The organism is Rhodococcoides fascians A25f, from assembly GCF_000760935.2.
Lineage (GTDB): Bacteria > Actinomycetota > Actinomycetes > Mycobacteriales > Mycobacteriaceae > Rhodococcoides.
Genome location: NZ_CP049744.1, coordinates 5141794 through 5167329, shown reverse-complemented (window position 1 = coordinate 5167329; position 25536 = coordinate 5141794). Strand labels below are relative to the sequence as shown.

Genomic DNA, 25536 nt, shown 5'->3' with positions numbered 1-25536 from the left:
AGGAATGCCCACAATGAAGAAGGCCCGACTCGGTTGTGTCAGTGGACTGTTCGCTGCCGCGGTGCTGGCGGTCACTGCGTTAGCCCCGGGAACCGCTGCCGCAGCACCTCTTCCGGTCGTCGGGCCCGGCAGTGGTTTCGTCACCACCGGAGGCATCGACGATCTCACCGCCTGCTCCATCGCGGCCGTCGGATACGACGACGCCGGCCGACTCGTTGCGCTCACCGCAGGGCACTGCATTCTGCGCACGGGTCTGCCCGTCACGCTCGTCGGATCGCCTGCCGCCCCGGTCGGCACTACGGCCGTCGGGCATTGGGGACCCGACTACGGCGTCATCGTCCTCGATCCCACCAAGGTCACCCCGGTGTCGAGTCTGGGCGGAATCACTGTGACGGACATCGGCATCGGATCGGTGGGACAGCCGGTCTGCAAGAGCGGGCTCGGCAGCGGACTGACGTGCGGCACCATCGTCGACACTCGGGGCAGTGATCTGATGTCCGATACCGTCACCGTCTGGGCCGACTCCGGAGCTCCGCTCGTGGCCGGAACCACGCTGATCGGAATCGCGAGCCATGCCTCGGGGGCTCCGTTGCTCAGTCCCACCGCCTACGCGTCGGCACCAGAATCGTTGCGCTTGCTGAGCGCATCGGGGGCTCCAGGTGCGGGCTTCCGGCCGGTGTAGTTCAGCCGGTACCGCGAATCTGCGCCTCCGTTCGAGCCTCTGCCTCGGCATAATCGCGAGCTGATGCCTGCAGTTTTCGAGCAAGATCTTTCACGTCGGTCGACAGTGTCGAGTCGGCTGCCTCCCACGCAGACAGCAGGGACGAGAACGCTTCGCCTGCTGCTCCCGGCCAGCACACTGCACCCGCCGGCAATTCGCGAGCCACCACGGCCAGGTCGTCGGATGCCATCTCGATCGCGAGGTCGGGGTGAACGTAACACCCGGTTGGCAGGGCAGTGGGCTGGTACCTTGACCGCGTGGTTGACATCGGGGGAATGAACGACTGGGACACGGCAGGGCTCGAGCGGCTCAGCAGCTCGCTCACCAGCAGAATCAGCACACTGATCGATCTGGGCGATCAGCTCGATCGCCTCGAGCTCATCGACGGCTGGGTGGGCGAGGCAAGTGAGGTGGACGGCACCGACGTCGCGCTCATGTCCACCGATCGATTCACCGGCCCGATTGTCGATCGGATGGGAAGTCACAGCGACTACTACAAGCTGGACACCACGAGTCAGTTCAATCAAGCAGCCGTGATCGCAGGCATTCCCGATGTGGCAGTGGCCCGATGACACGACGAAGAAATGCGTGCACGGCAGCAGCAATACTGGCTGCCGTGTTCCTGGGGGGATGTATGAGCAACACACCGGAACCGTACGAGGGGGAGCATCGTCCGCGTGGGAAGGCCGACTCGGAAATCGTTGCCGAGCAGACCGCCTTGCGGTTCGAGGAGCTGAAGCAGCGGGTAGGGCGGCAGAGCACGGTGGAGCCCGCTTTCGAGCGGATGCAGGAAGACATCAAGGCGGCGATCACGGCGCTGGTGCCGGGACTGGAATGGTCGACCACCCGCACACGCAGCGAATCACCCTGCGATGAGCCGTATTCCAATACGCCCGGCTTGAATGTGAAGCTCGTGCCGTTCAGTTCCGACGCGCCGATTCCAGCCGATCGGTGGCGGGCCGTGCTCGAGGCCGTCAATTCCATCGCCGTCGCCAACGGGTTCGACGGTGTCGGTCAGGGGCGTGACGACGGGACACGGCGCTCGGTGAGTCTGCGCGACCCCAGCGGCGGACAGATACTGCTGGGTGCAGGCGGACGCACCGCGCTGATGATCACGACGGGTTGCTACCTACGGTAGTTCGACGGATCGGTAGGTCATCTATTCGGTGGATAGCGCAAACGATCGGGGAGAGCCAGCATTGTCCGAGGTCCGCGCACCGGCGGATATTTGCCGCTAGGGGAATGCCATGTCCGCTTCGAGTCCTCGCAAGTCACGTCGGGCCAAAGGACGTCATAGGGTCGCCCGGCCGGAACCGACCACCGTGCAATGGCTTCGGGTTGGAGCCCTGACGGTAGGCGTCGGTGCGGCCTTGGTGACGGGCCAAGGTGCCGCCGTCGCATCACCGAGCACAGCAGTTGTGGACTCGGTCAATCTCGACGAAGAGGAAGAGGGCGCAGCGATCGGCCCGGACGAGTTGGTGGACGGGGACTCTGGCAGCTCATCGACCGTCGTGGAGGAGTCAGAGGCACCGGCTGTCGATGATCCTGTCTCGGATCCGCCACTACAGCCGACGACCGCCGCAGCAACGACCGAACCGGCGGTTCCGGCCTCGCTGACCGAAGATCCGGAAAAGGATCGAGCTGAAGATCTGATCAACGGTGATGACGGCCAGTCGTCGTCATCGACAGGAGACGGCTCCATCGAGGGGACCGTGTCGAACTCAGCGCCCAACGTCGACTCGGGCACCAGCGCGCCGCCCACAACTACGCAGGTAAAGCCCACGTTGGAGCCGCCTATCACAGCGGTGGTGCCGAATAAAACCAAGTCGACAGCAACCGCATCCGCCGGGACGCCGCCCTCTTCCGGTATCGACGCTCAGGTCGCGGTCAACTTTTCGTCAGGGTCGCAACAGAACGTAATCGATGCTGCAGTGTCGGTGCACACAAGGACTGCGCCGCAAACGCTGTCGGTCTATGCAGATATAGCCCCGCAGACACAGGAACCAACGCTGCAGCGAAACCTATTGACACTGCTCGGTTTGATGCCATCGAATGGAACGACCCCCAGTACTCCGACAGGAGCCTCGCCATACTTCGCATTGGTGTGGGGACTCACGAGGCGTTTCCAATCGACCTTCTTCAATCAATCCCCCTACGCATCACCGATCGTCACCGGGTCCCCGAGCAATGGGACCGTGTCCGGCAGCATCGGAGCCGGCGACCCTGACGGTGATCCGCTTCGGTACGCACTTGCGGTTGCACCCTCCAGGGGAACGATTCAGCTGAATGCAGACGGAACCTACGTCTACATGGCGAATCCAGCACTAACGGCGTCAGGTGGCACAGACACATTCACCGTGACAGTGGCTGAAACGAACGCGTCCGAACACATCCATGGACCGTCGGGGTTCCTCAACCGCATCCTCAGCGCATGGTCCGGCGGGCGAATACCGCTCAACGATGGTAGTACGACGCGTGTGGTTGTGCCGGTGTCTATCACCGCGGCCGACGGCACTCCGATAGTGGCGACGCCGGCCTTCAGCTACACCGTCGACCCGAACACTGCTGTCGTGATCGGACGAGTGAACGTAGTCGATCCCAACACTGATCCACTTCGATTCACCGTTGTCTCGGCCGTCGACCCAACGAAGGGTGTTTTGTCCGTCAACGCAGCCACCGGTCAATTCGTCTTCACGCCGACTGCCCAAGCGCGTCACGCCGCCTATGCGACGACGGCGGAGGACGCCACGGGATTCACGGTGTCCGTGACAGACGGCAAGGGCTTCGATGCCAGCGTCGTCGTCACACTCCCTATCGTTGCCAAACAGGTTTCCCAGGCATCATCGATACAGCTTTCCGAATTGGCTCAGCTCGTGGCAACAGGGCAGATCGACGTGGTCGAGAACTCCGATGGCGAAATACGCACTATCGAGGGTAAATTCATCGATGCAAGCGTGAAAGACGCGGCCGACGCAGCCGCGACGCTCAACCGTGTCGCCGCGTTGATAGGAGCACCGTCGCAGTTTGCGGATACGGCGCACATTACTTCGAAGACTGTGCAGCAAGTGAGGCGTGACGGCACAGCCTTCGCTGAGACGTACTACTACGCCAGCCCGACACAGAACGGTATTCGCGTGATCGGATCCCAGATTGTGTTGGTGACCAATGCGTCCGGCGACGTTACCGGTCTGTACAGCACCTACGACAACGACTTGACCGCAGTTGACACCGCCGCGGCGGAAAGTATTGACGAGGTGGCCGAAGCCATTGCCGCAGTGAAGGCAGCAATCGCTGCCAAGTCATCCGGAGCGGCCTCGGGCGTTTCTTCGATCTCGTTCACCGCTGAGAAGGTGATTGTCCCTGATACCAACACGGGGAGGCCGACTCTCGCGTGGCAAGTAACAGCAGTCGACACGAAAAGCTTTGGCCTGCGTGCGGTGTCGACGTACTTCGTCAGCGCGAACGGAGCGAGCAGCGGAACCGTAATCGACGAGGATGGAGAATTCGAAGGTGCCAGCGCCATCCGGCAGGGGAACTGGGGCGGAACGAGTTTCAACTACAACATCAAGACAGAAGGAAGCACTCTCGTTTACGAGGGCGTGGACCCAATCAGCGGGCAGATCGTGCGGGTATACAGGGCGACGCGGGATGATGCCGAAGACGCGGTGCTCGTGAAGACGCAGACCGGTTCGCCCGATGGCGCGGCGCTCACCGCACTGCGGTATGTCCAATATGTCTCGAATCATTATCGAAACGTACTGGGATTCGAAATCCCATCGGAGAGAAACAATGCAGACGGCGGTGCATACGGGCACGCAACCGATGTATATATAGTTCCGAAAATCAACATAATAGCTGGCGCTGGAACGAATTTGGCGTCGAGCGACATGATTTTCGGATACGGCAGTGAGGCGGCTCGCGACATAGTTGCTCACGAATACACGCACATCGTCGAAAAGATGATTGTGGGCGACGGCAAGGGCCTCGACTACAACCCCGAGGGTTACGCGATGAAGGAGGCGTACGCCGACCTGATGGGCAACCTCATCGAGAACAAGCCGATGAGCAATCGTGGTCGGTTCGATTTCGGCGAGGATATGCTGGTCTGCGATTCCGTCCCGGACGACCAGAAGGCTCTGTCCCAATGTGCGTTCAGGAACAACCTGGTTCCGGGCGCCGTCAAGAACGAGGGTAACGACTTTCACTACCACTACGACGATTTTGATGGATCGAAAGGAAATGAGCGCGACGACAAGCCCGGCGGTGGATATCGAGCGTATAACAACAGCACGATCTTCAGCTCCGCGGTATCCGCTGCAATGGCAGACGATCGAACCCAGGGCGTCACCAGCGTGGAATGGCAACGGGTTGTGCTTCATTCGCTGTACAAGCTCAGTGTCACCTCAGGCTTCACAGACGCCCGCTCGGCGATCATCGGTTCCGCGAAAGCACAGGGTTTCAGCGTGGACGAGATCCAAGCGCTGCAGAAGGGGTTCGACGACGTAGGAATCGTTGCGACCAACTACCGCATCGGTGCGTCGGTGTCGACGAGCTTGGGTGCGTCCGGAGCACCCATCGACATCGTGACTTCTGCGGACGGAAAGAAATCCTTCGTCATCGATGGCACGAATGCCTTGTACGTCGTAGACACGACTGCTGCACCGAAGCCCGACGTAGTCAAGGTCGAACTGTCTTCATCTGCGACGGACATCGCAGTGAACGCTGCGGGTACTCGCGCGTACGTAGCCAACGGGTCGGCCGGAACGGTGACCGTCGTCGACTACTCAACCGGCGTTCCGATTAGGACGACGGTAAACGTCGGTGGCCAGGCATCCCGCATTTCCACCAGTGATGATGGTCGGCGCACAATCGTCGTCGACTCATCCAACGGCACAGCGATAGTCCTCGACTTCGATGGCGTCACAACGTCGGTCAGCGCTCCGATCAATATCGGAACGAGCCCGGTGGCTGTCGCGATCAGCGCGACCGGATCCAAAGCCATCATTGGAAATTACCAGTCCAGAACGGTGACCATCATCAACGAAGGCGGGACTCAACCGACGCAGACAGTGGCGGTCAGTGGATCACCTCGGTCGGTCGTCATCAGCGCGAACGGAACGCGCGCAATGGTTTACAACGCCAATGGTTCCGTGGACGTCATCGATTTGATCTCCGAAACACTGGAACCCATCAGGATCACCGACACGTTCGATTCCTACGATCAAGTCGGTTTCATGGCAATCAGCGCGGACGGGACGAGAGGCTGGATCACGAATCACTCGACCAGCAATACCGTGGCCTATGTGGATCTCGAGGCAGCGCAACCCGCAGTTTCCTACATCGACATCAATGACTACGCGCACTCGATCGCGACGACCGCAGACGGAAAACGGGCCTTCGTGGTCACCCACGGCAAGCTGTACGTCATCGATGTGTCCAAGCACTTGAACGACCCCTCACGCAGCACCCCCTACGCCAGCAACATCGACATCAACAACAACGCAAGCGATTACCAGCAAGTGACTGCCAGCCGGAACGGCTCGTACATTGTCGCCACGAACATCAGCGGAGACGTGGCGGTGTTGTACGGAACCGCATTCTGACGGGACTAGGGGAACGCGGTTTGGCAAGCTGATGTCCGCTGGGGCAGTCGAGACCGCAGTTATTCCGCGCATCACTTCGAGGGATGCGATTTTGAACCGTCGAACAGCTCGGTGTGCGCTCGCAGGAATGGGAACGGACTCTCGCCCTATCCGTCGCCTTGATCGTTGCGTCGAGTTGTTCCTAACTTACGCCCTGAGGCCGGCTACACCCGATCGATCCCTGCCTGATGTGTCGGGTCGATGAGGAACAGGCTGCTGCCGTCCAATCCGTCTCTGCGGTGGATGTTTCCGCGCAATCCGGCTTCGACCAAACGCACTGCGATGTCGTAGATCTCGTCGAGACGTTCGTCGGTGAGGTCGGGCCGAACCGCAAGATCGATTTCGTCACCGATGTGCCGCATCACTGCCTGGAACGACGGGCTCACTGCGCTGTAGAGCTCTTCGCATTGGGCCACCAGGGCGTCGGACATCACGTAGTCGTCCGCCGCGCCCAGCAGTGGCGTCACACCGAAATCCTCGAGCAGGTTGATCAGCTGCACCCCACTGCGTCCGGCTGCTGTCGACCGATCCGACAGCACCCCCGTTTCCACTTCCTTCGTGGTGAAGATCAGTGTGGCCTCGGCGCTGGGATCGAGTAGACCCAGATCGGCGCGCATCGCCTTGAGCAACAACGAGTGCATTCTGATGATGTACGCGTGCTCGCTCTGCAGGCGTTCGTAGGCGGGCCCGGCAATTCCGGTCTCGGGTGCCAGCGGGGTCAACACTCGGCGATCGATGCCCGTCGACAACTCCAGCGCCAATGGATGAACGCGTCGGCGAGCAACCACCAGTGCTGCGCTGAGTGCGAGGTTCAACTGGTCGTAGGCCTTGTTCAGGGCCCGAGTCGCAGCAGCGAGATCGCCCACCGGCGTCGAGATCACCGCTGCGGAAATCTCCTCGGCCACAACACGATCGACATTGGAGAGGGCGAAGAGCAGCTCTTGATAGCGCGCGGTCACCTGATCGCGATTCCACGAGTCGTTGTCGCTCGACTGGCGCACCTGACGATCGACAGCATTGTGCAGTGCCGCCACCTCGCGGGAGATGACGTCCTCGTTCGCGCCGACCCGACGCACGCTCAACGCAGCCCACGCGGCACCGACAGCGGCGATCACCACGACGATCAAGGTCCACAACGCAATTGCGGACACACCCGACTCCGAAGCAGCCAAGACGCTGGTAGTCATCGCTACATCATGCCGGATTGTGTTACTCAACGTCCTTCTTTCGCCGTTCTAACCTGCAGTGCGACATTCGCCGACGACCTGTGCCGCGATGCGGCGTGGGTCGTTTTCGGGCAGTGAATCGATGAGGATTCGGCGTGGATGCGACGACGGACCGGTGATCAGATATTTCTGACCGGGTCGCACTCGGCCGGCCTCAGCGAGGACCTCGTCGGGCCACTCGGTACTCGGGGCGACGTCGGTCTCGCGTAAGGCGTCGGCGACGATGCGTCGCGGGTCGTACTGGCGCACGTCCATCGTCTCCCAATGGCTGCGGCGCAGCGGAACGCCCATCTCGTCTTCCGCTGCACTGCGAGTGGTGTCGACGAAATGTCGAACAGAGCGCACGGCCCGTCCGAGTTGTTGGGCGTATCCGGGGAGGCGCGAGGGGCCGAGAACGAACCCGGCGATGATCGCGACCAGGAACAGTTTTTCGAAGGTCAATCCGAACATGACGTGAGCTCCGGTTTCGAGGGTGTGAGGGCGCGCCTGGCAGCTCGCCTGTCGTGTACCTCGGTGATCACGATGGCCGCACCGAACAGGGTCGCCATCGGTAGCGCGACCAGGAACATGGACAGGACGTCGGCAGCAGGCGTGACCAGCGCGCTGAACAACGCAATGGCGACGACACTGAGCCGCCAGCTACTGCGCAGTCTGTGTGCGGAGAGGATGCCGAGGCAGTTGAGCATCACCAGCACTGCCGGAAGGACGAAGGCGACACCGGTCGCCAACACGATCTTCATGACGAAATCCACGTAGTACGAGGCGTTGAGGATGGTGCTGTCCTCGTCGGAGGAGAAGCCGGCAAGGACGCTGACCATGCGCGGGAAGATGGTGAACCCGAACATGCACCCGGCCACGAACAGTGGGGCCGCGGCGGCGGAGAATCCGTACACGTACTTCTTCTCGCGACGCGTCAAACCGGGAGTGAGGTAGGCGAACAGCTCACGCAACCAGACTGGACTCGACACGATCACGCCGGCGAACAGGGCGATTCTCAGTTCGAGATCGAAAGCGCCGGTGACAGTTTCGAAGTTGAGACTGGCTTCGCGCGAGAGGGCGAGTTCCTCGACGGGTGCGCGGAGGATATCGAGAATCTGGTCGGAGAGGGCGAACCCGATTGCTATGCCGACGAGCAGGGACACCGCCGCGCGGATTGCACGGCGACGTGCCTCGCGCATATGCCCTGCCAGGGGCATGGTGCCCCGCGGAGCGGTAGCCCGTGTGGTAGCGCCCCGCGGAGCGGTAGCCCGCGAGGCAGTGCTCCGTGGAGCGGTAGCCCGCGCGGCGGTGGCCGTGATCACGACGCGTGTCGGTACGGAACTGTGGCGGACGAAGCGTCGGCAACCGCGTCATCGCGGAGTGCCGCGTTTTTGTCCTCGCGCACTTCGTCTTTGAGGATGCGCAGCGATTGGCCGACGCCCTTGGCGAGTGACGGGAGTTTGGTGGAGCCGAACACGAGCAGCAGGATGGCGAGAACGATGAGGGCGTGCCATCCGGTGAGGTTGTGCAACATGATGTTTCCTTCGGGGTGTGGGGAGAGGGGATCAGTTGGTGGGTGCGGCGCCGTCAGCCGGTGGGCCGCCTGCTGGGGGAGTGCCGCCGCCCATCGGAGGCTGACCGCCACCTCCGGCAGGTGCTCCGCCGCCGCCTGCGGCGGGTTCGGTGGTGGTGTCGATGGCCACGGCCAAGGACCCGACGTAACCGGATGTGGGGTCGCCCGAGAACGTCCCCATCTCGAGGTCGTAGCCGTCGCCGAAGACGTTGTCGTTGTCGAGGCTGCCGAGCTGGGCCAGGTTCTTCGCGGAGCTCGGGTAGGTGTCGAGCTGGTAGATCGCGTCGAGCATGTCCTGAGGGAACGCGACCTGCGAGGTGGCAATGGCGTTGTCCGCGTTGGTTGCCGACGCCGCGTCGGGATAGACCTCGAAGTGCATGTGGGTCCATCGACCGGAATAGCAGCCGGGGACGATGGTCTCGAACGTCACCGTACCGTCGGCACCGGCAGCTTGAATGCCGCGCAGGTACGTCTCGTCTTCGACGCCCTCGGAGTACATCGAATACAGGCCGGCGGCATCGCACTGCCACACGTACACGGCCGCACCCTCGAACGGTCGATTGTCGTTCGCCATGTCGGTGAGTATGAAGGTGAACGACAGTGGCGTTCCCTCGACTGTGGTTCCGCCGTCGAGGCTGGACGTGATGTCGTTGCGCACGATCCCTGATTCTTCGAGAACATTGACGCCGTTGGTGCCGTCGGCCGGGTAGGGGCCGTTGGTCTCCTGGGGGATTTCGCTCGTTGCGCTCGCGGTGGCGGTAGCCGTCGTCGTGGAAGTGGTTGTGCTGGTGACACTTGCGCCGTTCGACGTCGAGGAGCAGGCGGCGAGTGCCACCGCTCCGGCCCCCGCGCCGACGATGCTGAGCACGCGGCGGCGAGTGATCAGGGTGGTGATGTCGAACCCGGCACCCTGATCGACCACCTCTTCGGTGGGGCGATCGAGCAGCCGTCCCTCGTAGGTCGGTCCGGCAGAAGTGTTGGTGGGCTCTGGAATTGGGGGCATCGTCTGATCTCCTGAGATGGCATCGGTTCTTTTCGGTAATGCCAATACTCTGGGATGTTCCGGTGAGAACCCTGGACTCTCACTGCGAGGTTCCTGTGAGCCCCGGGCGGTCGGTTTTACCGACATGGATAGCTAAGGCTAACCTATAAGTCCGATCACCGACATACAGGACATTCATGACTCATCGCGCAACTATTCGATTCGCTGCCGTGCTCACCGCCGCGTTGGCCGGGTCCATCGCACTCGCGGGCTGCAGCTCTTCCGATACCGCCGAGACTCCGACCGCGGTGTCATCCACCGGCTCGTTTCCGCTGACCGTGCAACACATGTACGGCGAGACCACCCTCGACGCTGTGCCTCAACGGGTTGCGACCTGGGGCTTCGGCACAACGGACGCGGTACTCGCGCTCGGCGTCGTGCCGGTGGCCATGCCCGCGGCCGAATACGGCGGCGGCGACGATCTGATCTACCCGTGGATCTCCGACGCCATCGACGCGAGCGGCGAGGCGGCACCGGTTCTGCTCGACAACGTCACCAATGCGTTGACGGTCGAGAAGGTGCTCGCCGCCGATCCCGATGTGCTGCTGGCCCCGCACTCCGGCCTGACGCAGGCCGAGTACGACGCGGTGACCGACGCTGGAATCCCCGTCATCGCTCCGCCCGAAGAGCTGTGGTCGACGCCGTGGCGCGATGTCATCACCACCACCGGAGATGTTCTGGGCGTTCCGGATCGGGCCCGCGATCTGGTCTCGGATCTGGACCGGCAGGTGAGCGAGGCAGGTGCGCAGCATCCCGAATTCGACGGCCGTTCGATCGCATACGTGTCCGAGGCTGCCGACGTGTACTACCTGCTGCTCCCGTCGGACCCCCGAGTGGAGCTGCTCGAGAATCTCGGCTTCGTCTCGCCTGCATCGGTGACCGATCTCGCGACCGACGACGCCACGTACTCGACCACCGTCTCGGCAGAGAACATCTCGAAAATCGACGCGGATGTGGTGTTCACTCAGGTCGACACCGACGACGCCCTGCAGCAGTTCGTCGATTCGCCTGTGTCACGGCAGATTCCGGCCGTTGCCGCGGGTGCAGTCGCAGGATTCGTCGGCCAGGAAGCCGGAGCTGCAGTGGGCCCGACGGCACTGTCGATTCCGTACTTCCTGCCGACCCTGGTCGACGGACTCGCAGCCGCCGTGAACAACGCCGGCTGATAACTACCGAGGAGCGGGGCGGCGGCATTCGGGAACGTCCGGAAGAGTCTGTGCACGAGTAGTCTGACCGCGATGTCCGTCCGTCGACTCCGGGAGTGCCCATGACCTCACGCTTGCCCGACGTGTTCAGCCCATCGGCCGTGCAATACGGCGAGACCGTCAGAGTGGACGACCGCACGACCATTCTGCCGGTATCGCGTCGATCGGCTCGGGGAGCAGAGACCGCCGTGGGGTTGTTCACCATCACCGACGGTACGGCCACGTGGACTCCGGCTGTCGATATGGGCCGTATCCATCTCATCGGTGCACTCACCGGCCTCATTGCAGCGACACTGGGATGTGCGGCGGTCGTGAGACGGCCACCGTGGCCGAACGTCACCATCGATCGTTGAGGGGTCACTCCTGACGAAGGATGTCGCGTGTGATTTCGAGCTGGCCGAGGTGTTGGGCCAGCTCGCGCACCAAGTGGGTCAACACCCACTCCGGGGTGGCGGTTGCGAGCTCCGGGCGTGTGGTGCCGATGACGGTCCGATCGCGAATCCCTTCGCGTAGTGCGACATCCACCCACTCGGGTAGACGCGCCCGAACATCATCGAGCCGGGTGATCACATCGTCGACCCGGCCTGTGGCAGTGAACTCGGCGGCGCGGTCCCGCGGGATCTTCAGGCCAGCGATCACCGAGCCCGCCCAGTACTCGATCACGGCTACGCAGTGGAACACGATGGCGTACGGACTGTTGGCACCTGGCAGGTCCGGTTTCGTGTTGGCCAACTCGTCACCCAGGTCCCGCAGGATCTCCGTCATCGACGACAGGCTTCCGCCGGTGATCGCCAGAACGGCGTCAGCGACTCGGCTTTCGGCGTCGTCTTGCTGCGATATCACCATCGGTACGGTTCTTTGCCTTGCATCACCGGACCGTACACCCGAGCCGCTGCGACGCCAGATCAGGTCTGGCGCGTGACTCGAACCACCGCGTCGCGCAACGTTTTCGAGTGACCGGCCGGTCCGCCGACCGTCCTCGAGCGTTCGGCTGCGGTGTCGACGCGCCACGCTGTGGCGTCGAACAGAGCAGTGATGTCTTTCGCGGTGACGGTGGCCTCGTGCGGCGGCTGTTCGTCGTCCCCGTGTGAATGGTGATGCCCGCCGTCGTGCAGGTGTCCGACGATGAGCAACGAACCACCCGGTGCCACCCACTGGGCGATGTGTCGATAGAAGTCCAACTGCGGAATCGACGGATGCGCGTAGTGGGTCATCACCAGATCCCATCGCTCGTCAGGACTCCAGGTGGTCAGATCGGCCTCGATCCAGGTGACGTCGACGCCCGCCCCCTCGGCCTGCTGCGCGGCGGTGGCGAGAGCGGCGGCGGAGATGTCGGCACCGGTGACCTGCCAACCCTGCCCGGCCAGCCAGATCGCCTCCGCTCCCGCACCGCAGCCCGCGTCGAGTGCGGTGCCGGGTGTCGAACCTGCTGTCTCCTCGACGAGATACGGATTGGCCTGGGCGGTGTGGGATGTTCGATCATTCCAATGCTGCTCCCAGTAGTTCTTGTCGAATGCGTGTGTCATCCCATGGCCTTTCGCGGTGGCGTACAGATGTCAGAGTGTCAGCCCATGCGGCTGTATGGCAAGTAAGTTTGCTGGATCGGCAAGTTTCGGGAAGCACTCGCACCGTCTCAGCGAGGTGCGTCGGTGAACATTCGATTGCGGCCGGCGCGCTTCGCCTGAAACATCAATGCGTCGGCTCTGTCGAGTGTGTGGCGAAGACCTTCGTTCGGTCGCTGGAGCGTGTATCCGGCGGAGAATGTCACACCCGAAGTCGCGGTGGCGGATGCCAGAGCCTCGAGTGATCGAAGAGCGCCACGACGATCGCAGTTGCGCAGAGTGATCACGAATTCCTCTCCGCCCCAACGTGCTAGAAGTCCATCGACGCCGATACACTCACGGGCCGCCGACGCGAAGTCGCGCAGCAACCTATCGCCCGCTGCGTGGCCGAAGTTGTCGTTGAACTGTTTGAAATGGTCCAGATCGAGAACCGCGACGACGGTGTCGACCGAATGGCCGTCGATGACGGACACCGCGTAGTCCGACCAGCCGCGACGGTTGAGTGCCCCGGTCAGCTGATCTGTTCGGGACGCACGCAGGATGCCGTCCTCGACTTCCTTTCGTTCGGTGATATCGAGAGCGGCAGCGAGCGTCCACTCGGCATCGGACGGACCGGTGAAAGGAACCAGAGTCAGGAGAACCCAGCGAATCTCGTCGTTCGGTCGAACGAACCTCACCTCGGCCTTCACGGATTTGTTCGCGGCCATCCCGGCGGCCATCAGATCCTCGACGCTTCCGTGGAGTGCGAGGTCGTCCGGGTGAGTGTGCACCGTCGCGGATCGACCCAACAGTTCCGAGGAGGACAAGCCGACGAGTTCGCAGTAGGCGGCATTGACGTCGACGAACAATCCGTCGGCGTCGGAGAGAGCCTGCGCCACGGGGCTGGAGGCGAACATGCGCCGGTACCAGTGATCCTCCACGACGCACCGACCCGCTTTCTCCCCTTCCTGCATCGGGAGTCTAGTCGAGGTCCGGGCGAGCCCATCGACACGTGCGTCTGCTGGAAGGCAGCAAAACTGGCACGAATGTACGACTTTTGGGAACCGTTTGCTGTCGGGCGCCGTCGAAGTAGTGGGGCAGCCGGCCGACGATGGGGGTTTTCGATGATGACGAAGTGGCGAGAAGTGACGAGCGCCGAGTGCCAAGAAGATTTCGACGATCTACTCGACGTGTGTGTCGAGATCGCCGCCGAACGAATCAGCGAGAGGTGGGGACTCGAACCGGTGGCTGTCGTCAATCACATCTCGCTCGGTCAGAGGGTTCTCCCTTCGGAGGGGCAGGCGGATGCGTCGTCGACCATGTCGGTTCATCAGCAACTCGTCGGACGGTTGCGAGCCACGTCCGACGATCTTCGCTCGTACGCCATCGTGTCCGACGCGACCGTCGAGGGGGCGTCGGACGCTCATCTCGAGGTTCTGCTCGAACACCGCGAATACGCGATGCGCATTCTCGTGCCCTACCTCATGCCGGATGCGAAGACATTCGATCTCGGTCCGATGAGAGCGGTTGTGGGGCAGCGTCTTCTGTGGGGATGATGGCGATGGTGGAGCCCAGTAGGCGGCCCCCGTTCAGGGCGCGGAGTACCGAGGTGGCTCCGGGGTAGGTGTTGTAGTAGATCCCAGCAGATTCGCCCACCGCATACAGGCCGGGAACAGCACTGCCTGCGGTGTCCAGAACTCGTCCCGACGCATCCGTGGCCAGTCCACCGAAGGTGAAGGTGATGACGCACGCCAACGGCCAGGCGAGAAACGGTGCCTCGGTCAGTGGCCGGGCCCAGTTCGATTTGGGTGGAAGCAGCCCCTGTGTGCCGAGGCCATCGCAGGAGTGTGGGTCGAATTTACCTGTGGTGCAGGCATCGTTGAACCGAGAGATCGTCCATTCGAGCTCGTCGACCGGGACGTCGATACGCTCGGCCAGTCCGGCAACTGTCGACGCGGTGTACGGCGGGCGGTCGGTGAGGATTGCCCGGTCGATGCCGACGATATCGAGCAGCCGGGAATCGGCTATGAGGTAAGCGCTTTGGTGTGCATCGCGCCAGATCCGGTAGGCCAGCTCCTCGAAGGTGTTGTCGGGTGAATCGGACCCTTCGTCGAGGAACCGCCGACCGTGAGAGTCGACGACGATGCCGTAGGGGTACGCCATCACCAACGCTTCGGGACGAGTGGACCGCGCATCGGTCGGCTCACCGTGGAAACGGTCGTATTGGCCCCCGCGGGCCGCGCCGTTGTGCACGGCGAATTCGATGCACGCGCCGTCGTTGTAGTTGCCGCCCGGGGCGATGGTCCGCATGGCCTCGGCTGTAGGACCGAGGTAGCGTTTCCGCAGGTCGGGTGACCCCTCGAAGCCGCCAGATGCAACCACTACATGGGCAGCCCGCACGTCGTACGCGCCGTCGGGTCCGTCGATCGTCACCTCCCAGCCTTCGTCGAGTCGAGACAGTCCGATCACCTTCGATTCGTAGCGGAATTGGGCTCCGAGTCGTTCGGCCGACTGCACCAGCTTCTCGACGATCGATGCTCCACCGCCCTGCGGCATGAGCCGCGGACCCTTGGACGTCAGGAAGTACGTGTTGTCGGTGACGAATCGGATGTCGTGTGTGCCGCTCAACCATTCGATGGTCTGTCGGCAGCCGAGAGCGAGGGCGTCGATGTGCTCGCTCGGGGTCCGTCCCTCGCTCAACGAGTGCATTCGCTCGACGAAATCGATGGACGGGTCACCCTCTGCGGTCGTACGAAAGAACGACGATGTCCATGCCGTGTTGCCACCGCGATGGCGTACCGACGCGCGCTCGAGAACCAACAGCTGCGCGCCCGGTGAGTGCTCCAGAATGCTGACGGCACTGGCCAATCCGGCCGCACCGCAGCCGATGACGATCACATCCACATGCTTCATGAGAGGTCCTCGTTCTCGGTCGGTCGAACTTTCCTGGGGAGCGTCAGTGCGACGATTGCGGCGAGCGCCATGCAGCACAGGCACAGAACGGTGACGCCGTTCCATCCGTGGGAATGGAACGTGGCGGTGGCGACGGTGGCACCCACACTGTTAGCCACGTAGTAGACCGTGAGATAAAGAGCCGACGCCTGCGCTCGTGCGGTGGATACCGAGGAGCTTGCGCTCGCCGATGCCACGACGTGGCCGGTGAAGAATCCGGCGGTGACGATCGACAGGCCGATCGCGATGGCGATCAGTGAATCGGCACGCGTCACAACGGTTCCCACTGCTGCCAGAGCTGCACCTGCCAGAAGCGTCCGGTTCACGCCGATCTTTCCGGCGACGCGGCCCACGCGCGGGCTGATGACCGTTCCTACCAGGTAGATGAGGAAGAACGCTCCGACGGCACCCTCGGTGAGACCGAAAGGATCTGCCTCCAAACGGAATCCCAGCACCGTGTACACCGCGCCGAACACCACCATGAACAGGGCACCGAGGAGATACAAGCGCAACAGCAGGGGGTTTCGCAAGTGAAGGCCGAGTGTTCTCACCAGAGCTCGGGGAGTCAGGGGTTGTTCCGGTCGAGCGCCCTCGCCGGGTATCAGCAGCCGAAAAACGACGGCACACGCCATGGAGGTGAATCCGAGAACGCCCAGAGCGATCCGCCAGCCCGCGAATTCCGAGACCACACCCGCAAGGAACCGCGAGCCGAGTCCGCCGATGCTGTTGCCGGACAGATAGATCCCGATCGCGGCGGTGGTGTACCGCGGGTCGACTCGATCGGCCAGGTATGCCATCGCGGTGGCGGGCAGGCCGGCCAATGCCAATCCCTGGACGGCACGCAACGAGATCAGCCACCATGCGTTGGGAGACAGCGGAAGTAACACTCCGATGGACGCGGCGGTGAAGATCGACCCGGTCATCACCGGTACGCGCCCGACGATTTCGGACAGGCTGCTCATGGGGATGAGTCCGATGGCAACGCCTGCGGTGGTGGCCGAGATGGTGAGACTGGCAATCACCGGAGTCACGTGAAGTCCGGATGCCAACTGGGGCAACAGACCCTGGGTCACGTACAGCAGCAGGAACACGCTCACGCCGGCACTGAAGAGAGCCACCATCGCACGCCGATACCGACGGTCGGTCGGAACCAGGAGTCCAGTGCTCCGACGGTTCGACGAGGCAGTGGCGGTGTCGTTGGTCATGGCTGCGACAGTAAGCAGATGCCGCAGATGCGTCCAATGATCAATTGACCTATTATCCATGCAATGATGCATGAGGGGGAGACCGGCGCGGCGGTGACAGCTGCGGATCTGATGCCCAAGCTGGCGCAGTTCGCAGCGGTTGCGAAATCCGAACACATGACCAATGCTGCTGCTGCGCTGGGTGTTCCGCAGCCCACGATGAGTCGGTCGTTGGCCCGGCTCGAGGAGGAACTCGGCATCCAACTGTTCGTGAGACGTGGCCGCTCGGTGCGCCTCACGCCGGCCGGCAAGATCTTCGCTCAGTACGTCGAACGTGCCGTCGAGGAGATCGAAGCGGGAATTGCGCACACGCTCGAGGCAGTCGACCCCGGTCGAGGAAAGGTGTCTTTCGGCTTTCCGCTCACCATGGGTGGCGATGCCGTTCCGCGCATAGTCCGCGACTTCCATACTCGATACCCCCGGGTGTCGATCGACTTGATGCAGGGAAGCGGTGAAGATCTTCTGGATGCATTGAGGTGCAATGCAATCGACCTCACACTCATCTCACCGCCCCCGTCGTCTCCTGAAATCGAGACGGTGACGGTGCAAATCCAGTACCTCCGCCTGCTGGTGCCGCGCGGTCATCGACTCGCACAGCAGCGTTCGGTGTTGCTGCGCGAGGTTCAGGGCGAAGCGTTCATCGGCTTCCCCGACTTCTACTGGATCAGCGACATAGTGCGAAAGCTGTGTACTCGAGCCGATTTCAGTCCCAATGTGGTGTTCACGAGCAGAGAATCCGAGACGATCCGTGGATTGGTGAGCTCCGGACTCGGTGTTGCGGTGATGCCGCCGACGGCAGCTCGGTGGCCCAATATCGTCGAGCTCGAACTGATCGATCAGGATGCGTTCCGAGAAATCGGACTGGTGTGGCTGCGCGATCGGACCTTGCCGCCACCGGTGGAGCTGTTCCGCGATTTCATCGTTTCTCGGCGGCACCAGTTCTCGGGAGCTCCGACGATCGATCCGAAGCGGATCGACCGAAAGCGCTGAAGAACACGCCTTCGGTCGATCCAGTCACGTTGCGCGGGTTACGAACTCAGCGCTGCCTTCGCGGCGCGATCGGCCAGCGTCTCGCCGCCGATCGACCAGTCGTCCTTCGACACCTCTTCGATGGTCGCCCAGACACTGGCGGGCTTTGCGCCGGTGACCTCGACGTAGGTCGACGTCAGCTTCTCCAGCAGTTCCTTCTTCGCCTCGGGCGACTGTCCCGGGGTTTGAACGATGTGCAGTATCGGCATTGCAGCTCCTGACAACGGGAGGGAAGTGTCGGCCGGTCGATCCGACCGCTGTGAACGCTGCCGACGCTAACAGTGTGTACCGAGCCATGTACCGGCAAGTGGCCGTTGTCACATATCGAAACTGCTATACCCCGGACAGCCATCCACTGGCCACGGCGGCGCGTTGCACGATCTCGGCGTAGTCGGTTCCCTGCATGGCGGTGAGGCCGAGCCTCTCTTCCAGCGCGGGCCCGTCGGAGATCGATTTCCACTGCAGGATGGGATCCGGTTCGATCGCCGACCGTGGCCGCAACGACACCAGATCGGGGTTGGTCTGCAGGAGATGCTGGAACAAGATGTGGCGGCTGGTGTCGGCAACCACGAGGTCGGGTGCCCAACCGGCCGCATGCAGGGCGGTGAGGAGTGAGCTTGCGTAGAGCGGGGCCTTCGCGGTGTCGAACCACAGAAGTCGTTGAGTGACGAGCTGCGACCAGGTGACGGTGGGGCCGGCGGCGAACGGGTGGTGTTTGCCCACCACGACACCGAGCTCCTCGCGCCACACCTGCGCGGCGACCAGCCGGTCGTTGTCGAGCGGCAACCGCGCGAGCCCGAAGCTGAGCTCTCCGTGCTCGAGCAGCGTGGCCTGTCGCGTCGAGCCGGCCGAGCGCAGTTCGATGCTGGCCGAGGTCCCCATTGCATCCCGGGCCTGCCGCTCGAGCGCTCGTTCCACCAACTCGATGACGTGCGACGGAACGCCCGAACACACCCCGATCGACCAGTTGTGTTCTGCTCGCACAGCATTGGCAACTGCCGCTCTGAACTGGGTGGGAATGGTCTCCACGCCGTCGAGGAAGATTCTGCCGGCAGGCGTCAGGGTCATCCCACCGGCCGAGCGGGCGAACAGCTCGACGCCGACACGCGCTTCGAGCTTGCGCAGCTGATTGCTCAGACTCGGCTGGGCGATACGCAGTTCCTTGGCTGCCGCAGACACGCTGCCCTCGCGGACCACGGTGAGGAAGTAGCGGAGATGGCGCATGGCGATCTCGTCGAGGTCGGTCATCGTCGGCTCGCCGGGCCATATCCGAAGGACATAGCCCCCAGGCTATACCCCCTACGCTGATTCGGTCTTACCCGATACCGATCTCCTGTCGCTAGCCTCGTCTGTGTCGACACACCGCCGTGTCGGTCCATCTGCATTCACATCACTCGTGCGTACCCGACGAGCACGCGAACGGAGCATTCTCGTGACATCCACTGCACGTACCAGTAGCGGCGACACGGCCGCATTCGCATCGAACGATGTCGTCGGATCCGCTTTGGTCGAAGATGCGATCGAGGCGGCGTCTGCTGCCGCGCCTGCCCCGCCGGCATCGCGCCTGTCCTTCTGGCTGGTCACCGCCGCCACCGCGCTGGCCCTGGCCGCCAGCGGAACACCCTCGCCTCTGTATGTCGACTACCAGGCGAAGTGGGGATTCTCGGCCACCACGATCACCCTCATCTACGGGATCTACGCGGGCGGTGTGCTGCTCGCCTTGCTGATGATGGGTGGTCTGTCCGATCGCATCGGCCGGCGTCCGGTGATGCTCGGCAGCATCGGAGTCCTGGCGGCGAGCATGGTGGTCTTCGTGTTCGCAGACAACGTGGGATGGCTGTACGCGGCCCGTGCGATCCAGGGTGCCGCCACCGGCGTGTTCACCGGTGCAGCCGGTGCTGCGTTGTCGGAGTTGCACTTTCGCCGCGATCATCGCGTCGCGTCCCTGGTGAACAGCACGGCGACGGCGTCGGGCATCGCCTTCGGTGCCGTGCTCACCGGCGTGTTGGCGCAGTGGGCACCGGCGCGGTTGGTGACCCCGTACCTGGTGGTGGCCGGACTGTCCGTGGTGGTTCTGGTGGGGATCGCGATCTGGGTTCCGGAGACGGTGGCGAATCGCCAGTCGTTGCGTAGCAGCCTGATCAGAATCCAGCGACTGAGCCTGCCCGCGGGTATCCGCCGTGAGTTCGCCATCGGGGGACTCAGCGTGACCGCGGCGTGGTCGGTCGGTGGCCTGTATCTCGCGCTCGGCGGCACCATCGCGAAGGAACTTCTGCACGTCAACAATCATCTGGTGGCCGGTCTGGTGATTCTGGCCGTTCAGGGCGTCGGCGGGGTCAGCCAACTGATCTGGAATCTCACCAGGCCCGCGGCCACCATTCGCTCGTCGGCACTGGTTGGATCTGCTGCGCTGATCGTGGGCCTCGTCCTGGCCTCGATCGGACTTGCCACGTCCACCTCGGTGACCTTCTTCGCCGGAGCCATCGCAACCGGTGTCGGCTTCGGCCTCGCTTTCATGGCAGGAACGCGCCGGGTGACCCAAGCGGCACCCGATGCCCAGCGCGGCGAAGTGCTGGCCGCGTATTTCGTGATCGCGTACATCGCGATCTCCGTGCCCGCCATCATCGCGGGGTTGGTGTCGACACACCTCGGCATCACCGAAACCTTCTACTGGTTCGCCGGCATCACCTCGCTGATCGCCGCGGTGGTCTTCGTGTCCAGTGCCCGCGAGCACAATCCCTGATTCAAAAGTGGATGTAAGGAACACGCTCCCCGGATCAGCCCGTCGGTCCGGGGAGCCCGCGTTTCACCTGGGGACATTACCGAGCACATAGCTATCGTTAACGCGCTGTTCACGGCCGGTTTCGTGGTGCGGGTCACGACCGCCCGTCGCCGGTTGCGCAACTCGAATAGCTTTCCTAACTTTCTCCCTGGGACGCGACGACGCCTCCCGCAGAACGTGTGTCACGATCCGACACTTTCTCAGCGGACTGGGGGCTCCATGATCACGAACATCGATGTGACGCTGCGAGACGGCGGCTATCGAAACGGTTTCAACTTCACACTCGACTATGCACTCGAGCACGCGCGGCGAAGCGTCGATGCAGGCTTCGACTGGGTCGAAATCGCCTATCTCAAAGGGTCTTTCGATCCGTCGAAGAGCACCGGACTGACCGGGCGAGGTGATCCGGACTACGTGCGAGCACTGGCGCAGCACATCGGGCCCGATCACACCGGTCTGATCGGACACCCGAAGAACATGAGCTACGCCGACGTGGCGGCATCGTACGACGCGGGGGCGCGATTGATGCGGTTGTGCCTGACGCAGTCGCCGGCGGAGTCCGATTTCGCGATGCTCACTGCGGCCAAGGACATGGGATTCACCGTGTGCGCCAACTTGACTCGTGTCAGCCGTCTCGCACCTCGGGAGATCGCCGATCTCTCACTGCGTGCCAGCGAGGCCGGTGCGGACGTGGTGTACCTGGCCGACTCCAACGGCAGCCTCCGCCCCTCGGATGTCGGATCGCTGATCAATCTCGTGGAGATCGTCACCCCGGCCGCGGCGGGTCTGCACGCCCACAACAATCTCGGATTGGCCCTCGCCAACGCCCTCGCCGCTGTGGGCAGCGGTGCCACGTGGATCGACTCGTCGGTTCTCGGTATGGGCAAAGGTGCGGGCAATCTCATCGCAGAGCAGTGGATCGCATACCTCGATCGTGACCCCGCGATCGACTCGCGAGCTGTGGATCTCGGTACCGTACTGGAGCTTTCGGACTTTCTTGCCGCATCTGTAGCGGAGTCGCGGCCCGCAATTCCGATGACCGATCTGCTGATGGGCCACTTCGATCTGTCCATCGACCAGCGTGAGCACTTCCGCGGCAGCCATCGGGACTCCGTTCTCGCGGCCCGGGACCTGCACGGTATCGCCTCGTGACGCGGGGACGTGCCGTGGTCTTCGGGCCCGTCCAGCCGGTGTTCGATCCGGGCTTCTTCGATCCGATCAGCGCCTGGCTACGGGCGGCGGGCTACCAGGTGGAGCTTGTCGACACCCTCGCCGTTCTCGAGGACGATGCGATGTCCGTGTCGGACGTGGCCGCCGAATGGCTGCGTCGTCGACCGGATCTGGCGGAGTCGAATCTGCTCTGCGGTAACGCATTCGGCGGTGCAGTGGTCCAGGCAATGTTGCCCGCGGTAGCGCCCGACGCCGCGGTGTTGACCGTGTCGGCACCGACGATCGCCGACGCATCACTGGCGCAGCGGCTCGGCGAGGTAGCCGAACTTGCCCGGCACCGGAGGATCGACGACGCTCTACGCACCTTGGACTTCTACGTCCGATCGCACTCTGTTCGGTCTCCGTCCGTCGACGGTGCAGCAACCCGTATCGACGACATCGACGACGCCTGCCGCCGGATCGAGATGGGGATGTCGATGCTGACCTCGATCGACCTCGAACCTGTCGTTGCGGATCACCGAGGGCCGATGCTCGCGATCGTCGGCCAGGAATCCAGATTGGTCACCACGGCAACCGTTCGTGTACCCGAACACGGTGTGATCGCCGATATCCCTCGTTCCGGAATGCGTCCACATCGAGACAACTGGCCGGCCGTCGCGCGTGCTCTCGCGGCGCACCCGATATTCGCAGATGCGCGAGACACGAACCGCCACAACATCGAAGGAGCGGCATGACCACCATCGCAGTATTGCCCGGCGACGGCATCGGTCCCGAGGTGACCGATGCAGCCCTGCCGATCATCGCCGCTGCAGGCCTCGACTGGACACTCGAATTCGGTGACGTCGGATGGTCCTGCTGGCAGACCGAGGGCAACCCGGTTCCGGAACGGACGTGGGATCTCATCGACCGGACGGACGGGTGTCTGCTCGCGGCGATCACCAGCAAGCCGTTGCGCGAGGCCGAAGCCGAACTGCCCGTGGAGCTTCGCGGCACCGGTGTGCGATTCGTATCGCCCGTCATCCAGCTTCGGCAGCGACTCGGCTTGTACGCCAACCTGCGTCCGGTCACGGATTACCGCGCAGACACCTTCGCCTTCGAGGTGGTCCGCGAGAACACCGAGGGGTTGTATGCCGGATTCGACTACCACGGACTCGACGGCGAACTCTGGGATCTGGTGTCGAATCACCCGAATGCGGCCGCCTCGGGACCCGCGGACACCAGTGTCAGTCTTCGCCTGCAGACCCGGGTAGGAATCGATCGGCTACTGCGCTTCGCCTTCGAGCGTGCGGTGGTGGGTGGGCACTCGCTCGTGACACTCGCAGACAAGCCGAATGTGCTGCGGCAGAGCAGCAACTTCCTGCGCGGACGGCTCGAGACCATTGCCGCCGACTACCCCGATATCGACTTCGAGATCGCCAACGTGGACGCCGTCGCACTGTGGATGGTCAAGAGCCCTGGGCGATTCGGCGTCGTCGTCGCCGAGAACATGTTCGGAGACATCCTCTCCGATCTCGGCGCGGGTGTGATGGGAGGGTTGGGATTGGCCAGTAGCGCGAACATCGGCGACGGTGGGTGCTACTTCGAGCCGGTCCACGGCAGCGCGCCCGGAATGGCAGGAGCCGGGCGAGCCAATCCGATGGCCATGATCCTGACCATCGCGCAGCTCGCCGAGCATCTCGGTGAGGACGCCGCGGCCTCCCGAATTCGCACCGCGGTATCGAACGTCATCCGTGCCGGGACCACCGTTACGTACGATCTCGGCGGTTCCGCCAGCACATCCATCGCCGCCAAGGCCATCATCGAGGAGCTATCGTGACACTGCCAGCACCCGCGCTCGACGACGTGATCGATCGCCTCCGCCTCACCGACACCGCCGCAGTGTCCGATGCCCTCGACAGCCTCGGCATTCCGGGTGTGCTCACCGGAATCGCTTGTCGGGTACCGGGAGTGACCATGGTCGGGGTCGCCTACACCGTCACGTACGGGCCGGTGGAAGATACGACAACCTTCCACAATGCCGCCAACTACATCGACGACGTGCCCGCCGGGGCGGTCATCGTCGTCGACAACGGTGGCAGCCTCGAATGCACCAACTGGGGCAACATCCTGACCGCGGTGGCCATGCAGCGCGGTGTCGCCGGCACGGTGATTCACGGTTCCGCCCGCGACATCGCCGAGATCCGAAGCCACGGGTACCCATTGTTCAGCACCGGGGTGTCGATGGTCAGCGGAAAGAATCGCGTCACGCTCGCGGCAACCGGCAACGACATCGATGTACACGGGGTGCGAGTGAGCCCGGGCGATGTGATCGTCGCCGACGACAACGGTGCGATTCGGATTCCTCGGGCGATCGCGGAGGCGGTGGCCGAGCGCGCAACACAGGTCGACGAGACCGAACGACGCATCGCCGACGCAGTGCGGGCCGGTACTCGATTGGACCGAGCGCGAAGCGAATTCGGCTACGCGACACCGTGGGAGCCGGCAAGGCCGTGATGGCGGACCCTGTGCATCTGGAGTTCGTGGATATCCACCACCACGCCGGGGTCGATACGCTGCGGCGACGGCGCACTGTGCTGGAGGCGGGTGAGGAGTATCGGCGGCTCGCAGGATGGGTGGTGGTCAAGTCTCACCTGGCCTCCACCACCGCGGTCGCCTGGGAGGCTCGCCGACGAGGACTACCGGTATCGGGCTCGGTGGTGCTCAATCATCTTGCGGGTGGCCTCGATCCGAGGGTCGTCGAGCAAGCGGTGCTGACCCACGGGCCCGATTCTCCGGCTCGCCCGCTGATCTATCTGCCCACACTGACCGGGCATGCGCATGCCCCGTCGCAGGATGCGTTCCATCCGGACATCGGCGCCCGCAGCGTGGGCATACGTGTGAGTGACGACGAGGGTCGCTTGCTGCCCGAGACCGTCGAGGTGATTGCCGCCTGTGCCGATCTGCCGGTTGTGTTGGCCACCGGCCACTGCGTGCGCGACGAGGTGATGCGCGTCGTCGATTGTGCCGTCGAGCATGGAGTTTCGCGCATCGTCGTCACGCACGCCACTCACCCCATGGTCGGACTGACCGACGACGACCTTCGTGCCCTCGCGGATCTCGAACAGGTCTTCATCGAACTCACCGGTCTGACGTACATCCTGAAGCGGCGCACGCCGGAGGAACTCCTGACGGCCATCGGGGCGCATCCGCGGGTGATCCTCAGTTCCGACCTCGGGCAGCCGGCCAATCCCGATATCGAGGAGTGGCTGAGCGGGACACGAGCGTGGTTGCGGAGCAACGGTGTGTCCGAGCGCGAAATTCGTGAGCTACTCGTCGAACGGCCCTCGAGCCTCATTGCGTCCTAGCAGGGGATTGGCACTCTCGGTTGCCGAGTGCCAAAATAGTGGAGCGTACTTTCGCGCACCGAACCCCAGCTCAGCCTGCCTGAGGA

General features: G+C 63.3%; 27 protein-coding genes. 14 read left to right on the top strand and 13 right to left on the bottom strand.

Annotated features, from left to right (window positions below; all coding sequences use genetic code 11):
• Positions 1-13: 13 nt before the first annotated feature.
• Positions 14-682 (top strand): hypothetical protein, encoded by a 669-nt coding sequence (locus tag BH93_RS24300; RefSeq protein WP_037173039.1) that lies wholly within the window; start codon positions 14-16, stop codon positions 680-682.
• Position 683: 1 nt separating this feature from the next.
• Here the strand turns inward: BH93_RS24300 and BH93_RS24295 are convergent, their stop codons facing one another.
• Entirely contained in the window at positions 684-911 is a 228-nt protein-coding gene (locus BH93_RS24295; protein WP_037173037.1) for a hypothetical protein, read from the bottom strand.
• A gap of 67 nt (positions 912-978) precedes the next feature.
• Between BH93_RS24295 and BH93_RS24290 the strand changes: the two genes are divergently transcribed.
• The 3 genes from BH93_RS24290 to BH93_RS24280 all read left to right on the top strand — a co-directional run bounded on the left by BH93_RS24290 (position 979) and on the right by BH93_RS24280 (position 6324).
• Entirely contained in the window at positions 979-1293 is a 315-nt protein-coding gene (locus BH93_RS24290) for a hypothetical protein (protein ID WP_155290915.1), read from the top strand.
• 62 nt (positions 1294-1355) lie between these two features.
• Complete coding sequence (locus BH93_RS24285; protein WP_037173033.1) at positions 1356-1859, top strand: LppA family lipoprotein; 504 nt, start codon at positions 1356-1358, stop codon at positions 1857-1859.
• A 280-nt stretch (positions 1860-2139) separates the two neighbouring features.
• Positions 2140-6324 carry an Ig-like domain-containing protein gene (locus tag BH93_RS24280; protein ID WP_037173031.1) on the top strand — a complete coding sequence of 1395 codons (4185 nt, stop codon included), beginning with the start codon at positions 2140-2142 and terminating at the stop codon, positions 6322-6324.
• Between the two features lie 203 nt (positions 6325-6527).
• On the opposite strand, the gene BH93_RS24275 is transcribed toward BH93_RS24280, so the two are convergent.
• From BH93_RS24275 to BH93_RS24255, 5 genes are all read right to left on the bottom strand, one after another.
• A complete protein-coding gene (locus tag BH93_RS24275; protein WP_155290914.1) occupies positions 6528-7550 on the bottom strand; it encodes a hypothetical protein in 1023 nt (340 codons plus the stop codon).
• Positions 7551-7598: 48 nt separating this feature from the next.
• Complete coding sequence (locus tag BH93_RS24270) at positions 7599-8039, bottom strand: preprotein translocase (protein ID WP_037173027.1); 441 nt, start codon at positions 8037-8039, stop codon at positions 7599-7601.
• Entirely contained in the window at positions 8027-8767 is a 741-nt protein-coding gene (gene tatC, locus BH93_RS24265) for a twin-arginine translocase subunit TatC (RefSeq protein WP_242459054.1), read from the bottom strand. The genes BH93_RS24270 and tatC overlap by 13 nt, the downstream gene beginning before the upstream one ends.
• A gap of 119 nt (positions 8768-8886) precedes the next feature.
• Positions 8887-9102, bottom strand: a complete 216-nt coding sequence (locus tag BH93_RS24260) for a twin-arginine translocase TatA/TatE family subunit (RefSeq protein WP_037173023.1) — start codon at positions 9100-9102, stop codon at positions 8887-8889.
• A gap of 31 nt (positions 9103-9133) precedes the next feature.
• Positions 9134-10144: a dioxygenase family protein gene (locus BH93_RS24255; protein ID WP_037173022.1), complete on the bottom strand. Its 1011-nt coding sequence runs from the start codon at positions 10142-10144 to the stop codon at positions 9134-9136.
• A 176-nt stretch (positions 10145-10320) separates the two neighbouring features.
• On the opposite strand from BH93_RS24255, the gene BH93_RS24250 reads away from it, so the two are divergent.
• The gene (locus BH93_RS24250; RefSeq protein ID WP_037173019.1) at positions 10321-11349 is read left to right on the top strand and encodes an ABC transporter substrate-binding protein; all 1029 of its coding nucleotides are present in this window, start codon (positions 10321-10323) and stop codon (positions 11347-11349) included.
• A gap of 101 nt (positions 11350-11450) precedes the next feature.
• Positions 11451-11741, top strand: coding sequence for a hypothetical protein (locus tag BH93_RS24245; protein WP_052065010.1), 291 nt, complete (start codon positions 11451-11453; stop codon positions 11739-11741).
• Positions 11742-11745: 4 nt separating this feature from the next.
• Here BH93_RS24245 and BH93_RS24240 read toward each other — a convergent pair whose 3' ends face one another.
• From BH93_RS24240 to BH93_RS24230, 3 genes are all read right to left on the bottom strand, one after another.
• Positions 11746-12234: a DinB family protein gene (locus BH93_RS24240; RefSeq protein ID WP_052065009.1), complete on the bottom strand. Its 489-nt coding sequence runs from the start codon at positions 12232-12234 to the stop codon at positions 11746-11748.
• 59 nt (positions 12235-12293) lie between these two features.
• Positions 12294-12914, bottom strand: coding sequence for a class I SAM-dependent methyltransferase (locus tag BH93_RS24235; RefSeq protein WP_037173018.1), 621 nt, complete (start codon positions 12912-12914; stop codon positions 12294-12296).
• A gap of 107 nt (positions 12915-13021) precedes the next feature.
• Entirely contained in the window at positions 13022-13846 is an 825-nt protein-coding gene (locus BH93_RS24230; protein WP_165712843.1) for a GGDEF domain-containing protein, read from the bottom strand.
• Between the two features lie 207 nt (positions 13847-14053).
• On the opposite strand from BH93_RS24230, the gene BH93_RS24225 reads away from it, so the two are divergent.
• Positions 14054-14485, top strand: a complete 432-nt coding sequence (locus BH93_RS24225; RefSeq protein WP_155290913.1) for a hypothetical protein — start codon at positions 14054-14056, stop codon at positions 14483-14485.
• Here the strand turns inward: BH93_RS24225 and BH93_RS24220 are convergent.
• Complete coding sequence (locus BH93_RS24220; RefSeq protein ID WP_052065007.1) at positions 14412-15842, bottom strand: FAD-binding protein; 1431 nt, start codon at positions 15840-15842, stop codon at positions 14412-14414. The genes BH93_RS24225 and BH93_RS24220 overlap by 74 nt on opposite strands.
• A complete protein-coding gene (locus tag BH93_RS24215) occupies positions 15839-17086 on the bottom strand; it encodes an MFS transporter (RefSeq protein ID WP_052065006.1) in 1248 nt (415 codons plus the stop codon). Before BH93_RS24215 ends, BH93_RS24220 begins: the two co-directional genes overlap by 4 nt.
• Positions 17087-17149: 63 nt before the next feature.
• Between BH93_RS24215 and BH93_RS24210 the strand changes: the two genes are divergently transcribed.
• Positions 17150-18115 carry a LysR family transcriptional regulator gene (locus BH93_RS24210; RefSeq protein WP_052065005.1) on the top strand — a complete coding sequence of 322 codons (966 nt, stop codon included), beginning with the start codon at positions 17150-17152 and terminating at the stop codon, positions 18113-18115.
• A gap of 38 nt (positions 18116-18153) precedes the next feature.
• On the opposite strand, the gene BH93_RS24205 is transcribed toward BH93_RS24210, so the two are convergent.
• Together BH93_RS24205 and BH93_RS24200 are read right to left on the bottom strand one after the other, a co-directional pair.
• Entirely contained in the window at positions 18154-18363 is a 210-nt protein-coding gene (locus BH93_RS24205; RefSeq protein ID WP_037173016.1) for a tautomerase family protein, read from the bottom strand.
• Between the two features lie 124 nt (positions 18364-18487).
• Complete coding sequence (locus BH93_RS24200) at positions 18488-19402, bottom strand: LysR family transcriptional regulator (RefSeq protein ID WP_052065004.1); 915 nt, start codon at positions 19400-19402, stop codon at positions 18488-18490.
• A 184-nt stretch (positions 19403-19586) separates the two neighbouring features.
• Between BH93_RS24200 and BH93_RS24195 the strand changes: the two genes are divergently transcribed.
• The 6 genes from BH93_RS24195 to BH93_RS24170 all read left to right on the top strand — a co-directional run bounded on the left by BH93_RS24195 (position 19587) and on the right by BH93_RS24170 (position 25450).
• Positions 19587-20897: an MFS transporter gene (locus tag BH93_RS24195; RefSeq protein ID WP_165712840.1), complete on the top strand. Its 1311-nt coding sequence runs from the start codon at positions 19587-19589 to the stop codon at positions 20895-20897.
• A gap of 258 nt (positions 20898-21155) precedes the next feature.
• The gene (locus tag BH93_RS24190) at positions 21156-22088 is read left to right on the top strand and encodes a hypothetical protein (protein ID WP_052065002.1); all 933 of its coding nucleotides are present in this window, start codon (positions 21156-21158) and stop codon (positions 22086-22088) included.
• The gene (locus BH93_RS24185) at positions 22085-22840 is read left to right on the top strand and encodes a hypothetical protein (RefSeq protein ID WP_037173015.1); all 756 of its coding nucleotides are present in this window, start codon (positions 22085-22087) and stop codon (positions 22838-22840) included. Before BH93_RS24190 ends, BH93_RS24185 begins: the two co-directional genes overlap by 4 nt.
• Positions 22837-23922 carry an isocitrate/isopropylmalate dehydrogenase family protein gene (locus BH93_RS24180; protein ID WP_037173014.1) on the top strand — a complete coding sequence of 362 codons (1086 nt, stop codon included), beginning with the start codon at positions 22837-22839 and terminating at the stop codon, positions 23920-23922. The genes BH93_RS24185 and BH93_RS24180 overlap by 4 nt, the downstream gene beginning before the upstream one ends.
• Positions 23919-24599 (top strand): RraA family protein, encoded by a 681-nt coding sequence (locus BH93_RS24175; protein WP_197914484.1) that lies wholly within the window; start codon positions 23919-23921, stop codon positions 24597-24599. The genes BH93_RS24180 and BH93_RS24175 overlap by 4 nt, the downstream gene beginning before the upstream one ends.
• Entirely contained in the window at positions 24599-25450 is an 852-nt protein-coding gene (locus BH93_RS24170) for a DUF6282 family protein (RefSeq protein ID WP_037173480.1), read from the top strand. Before BH93_RS24175 ends, BH93_RS24170 begins: the two co-directional genes overlap by 1 nt.
• Positions 25451-25536: the final 86 nt, after the last annotated feature.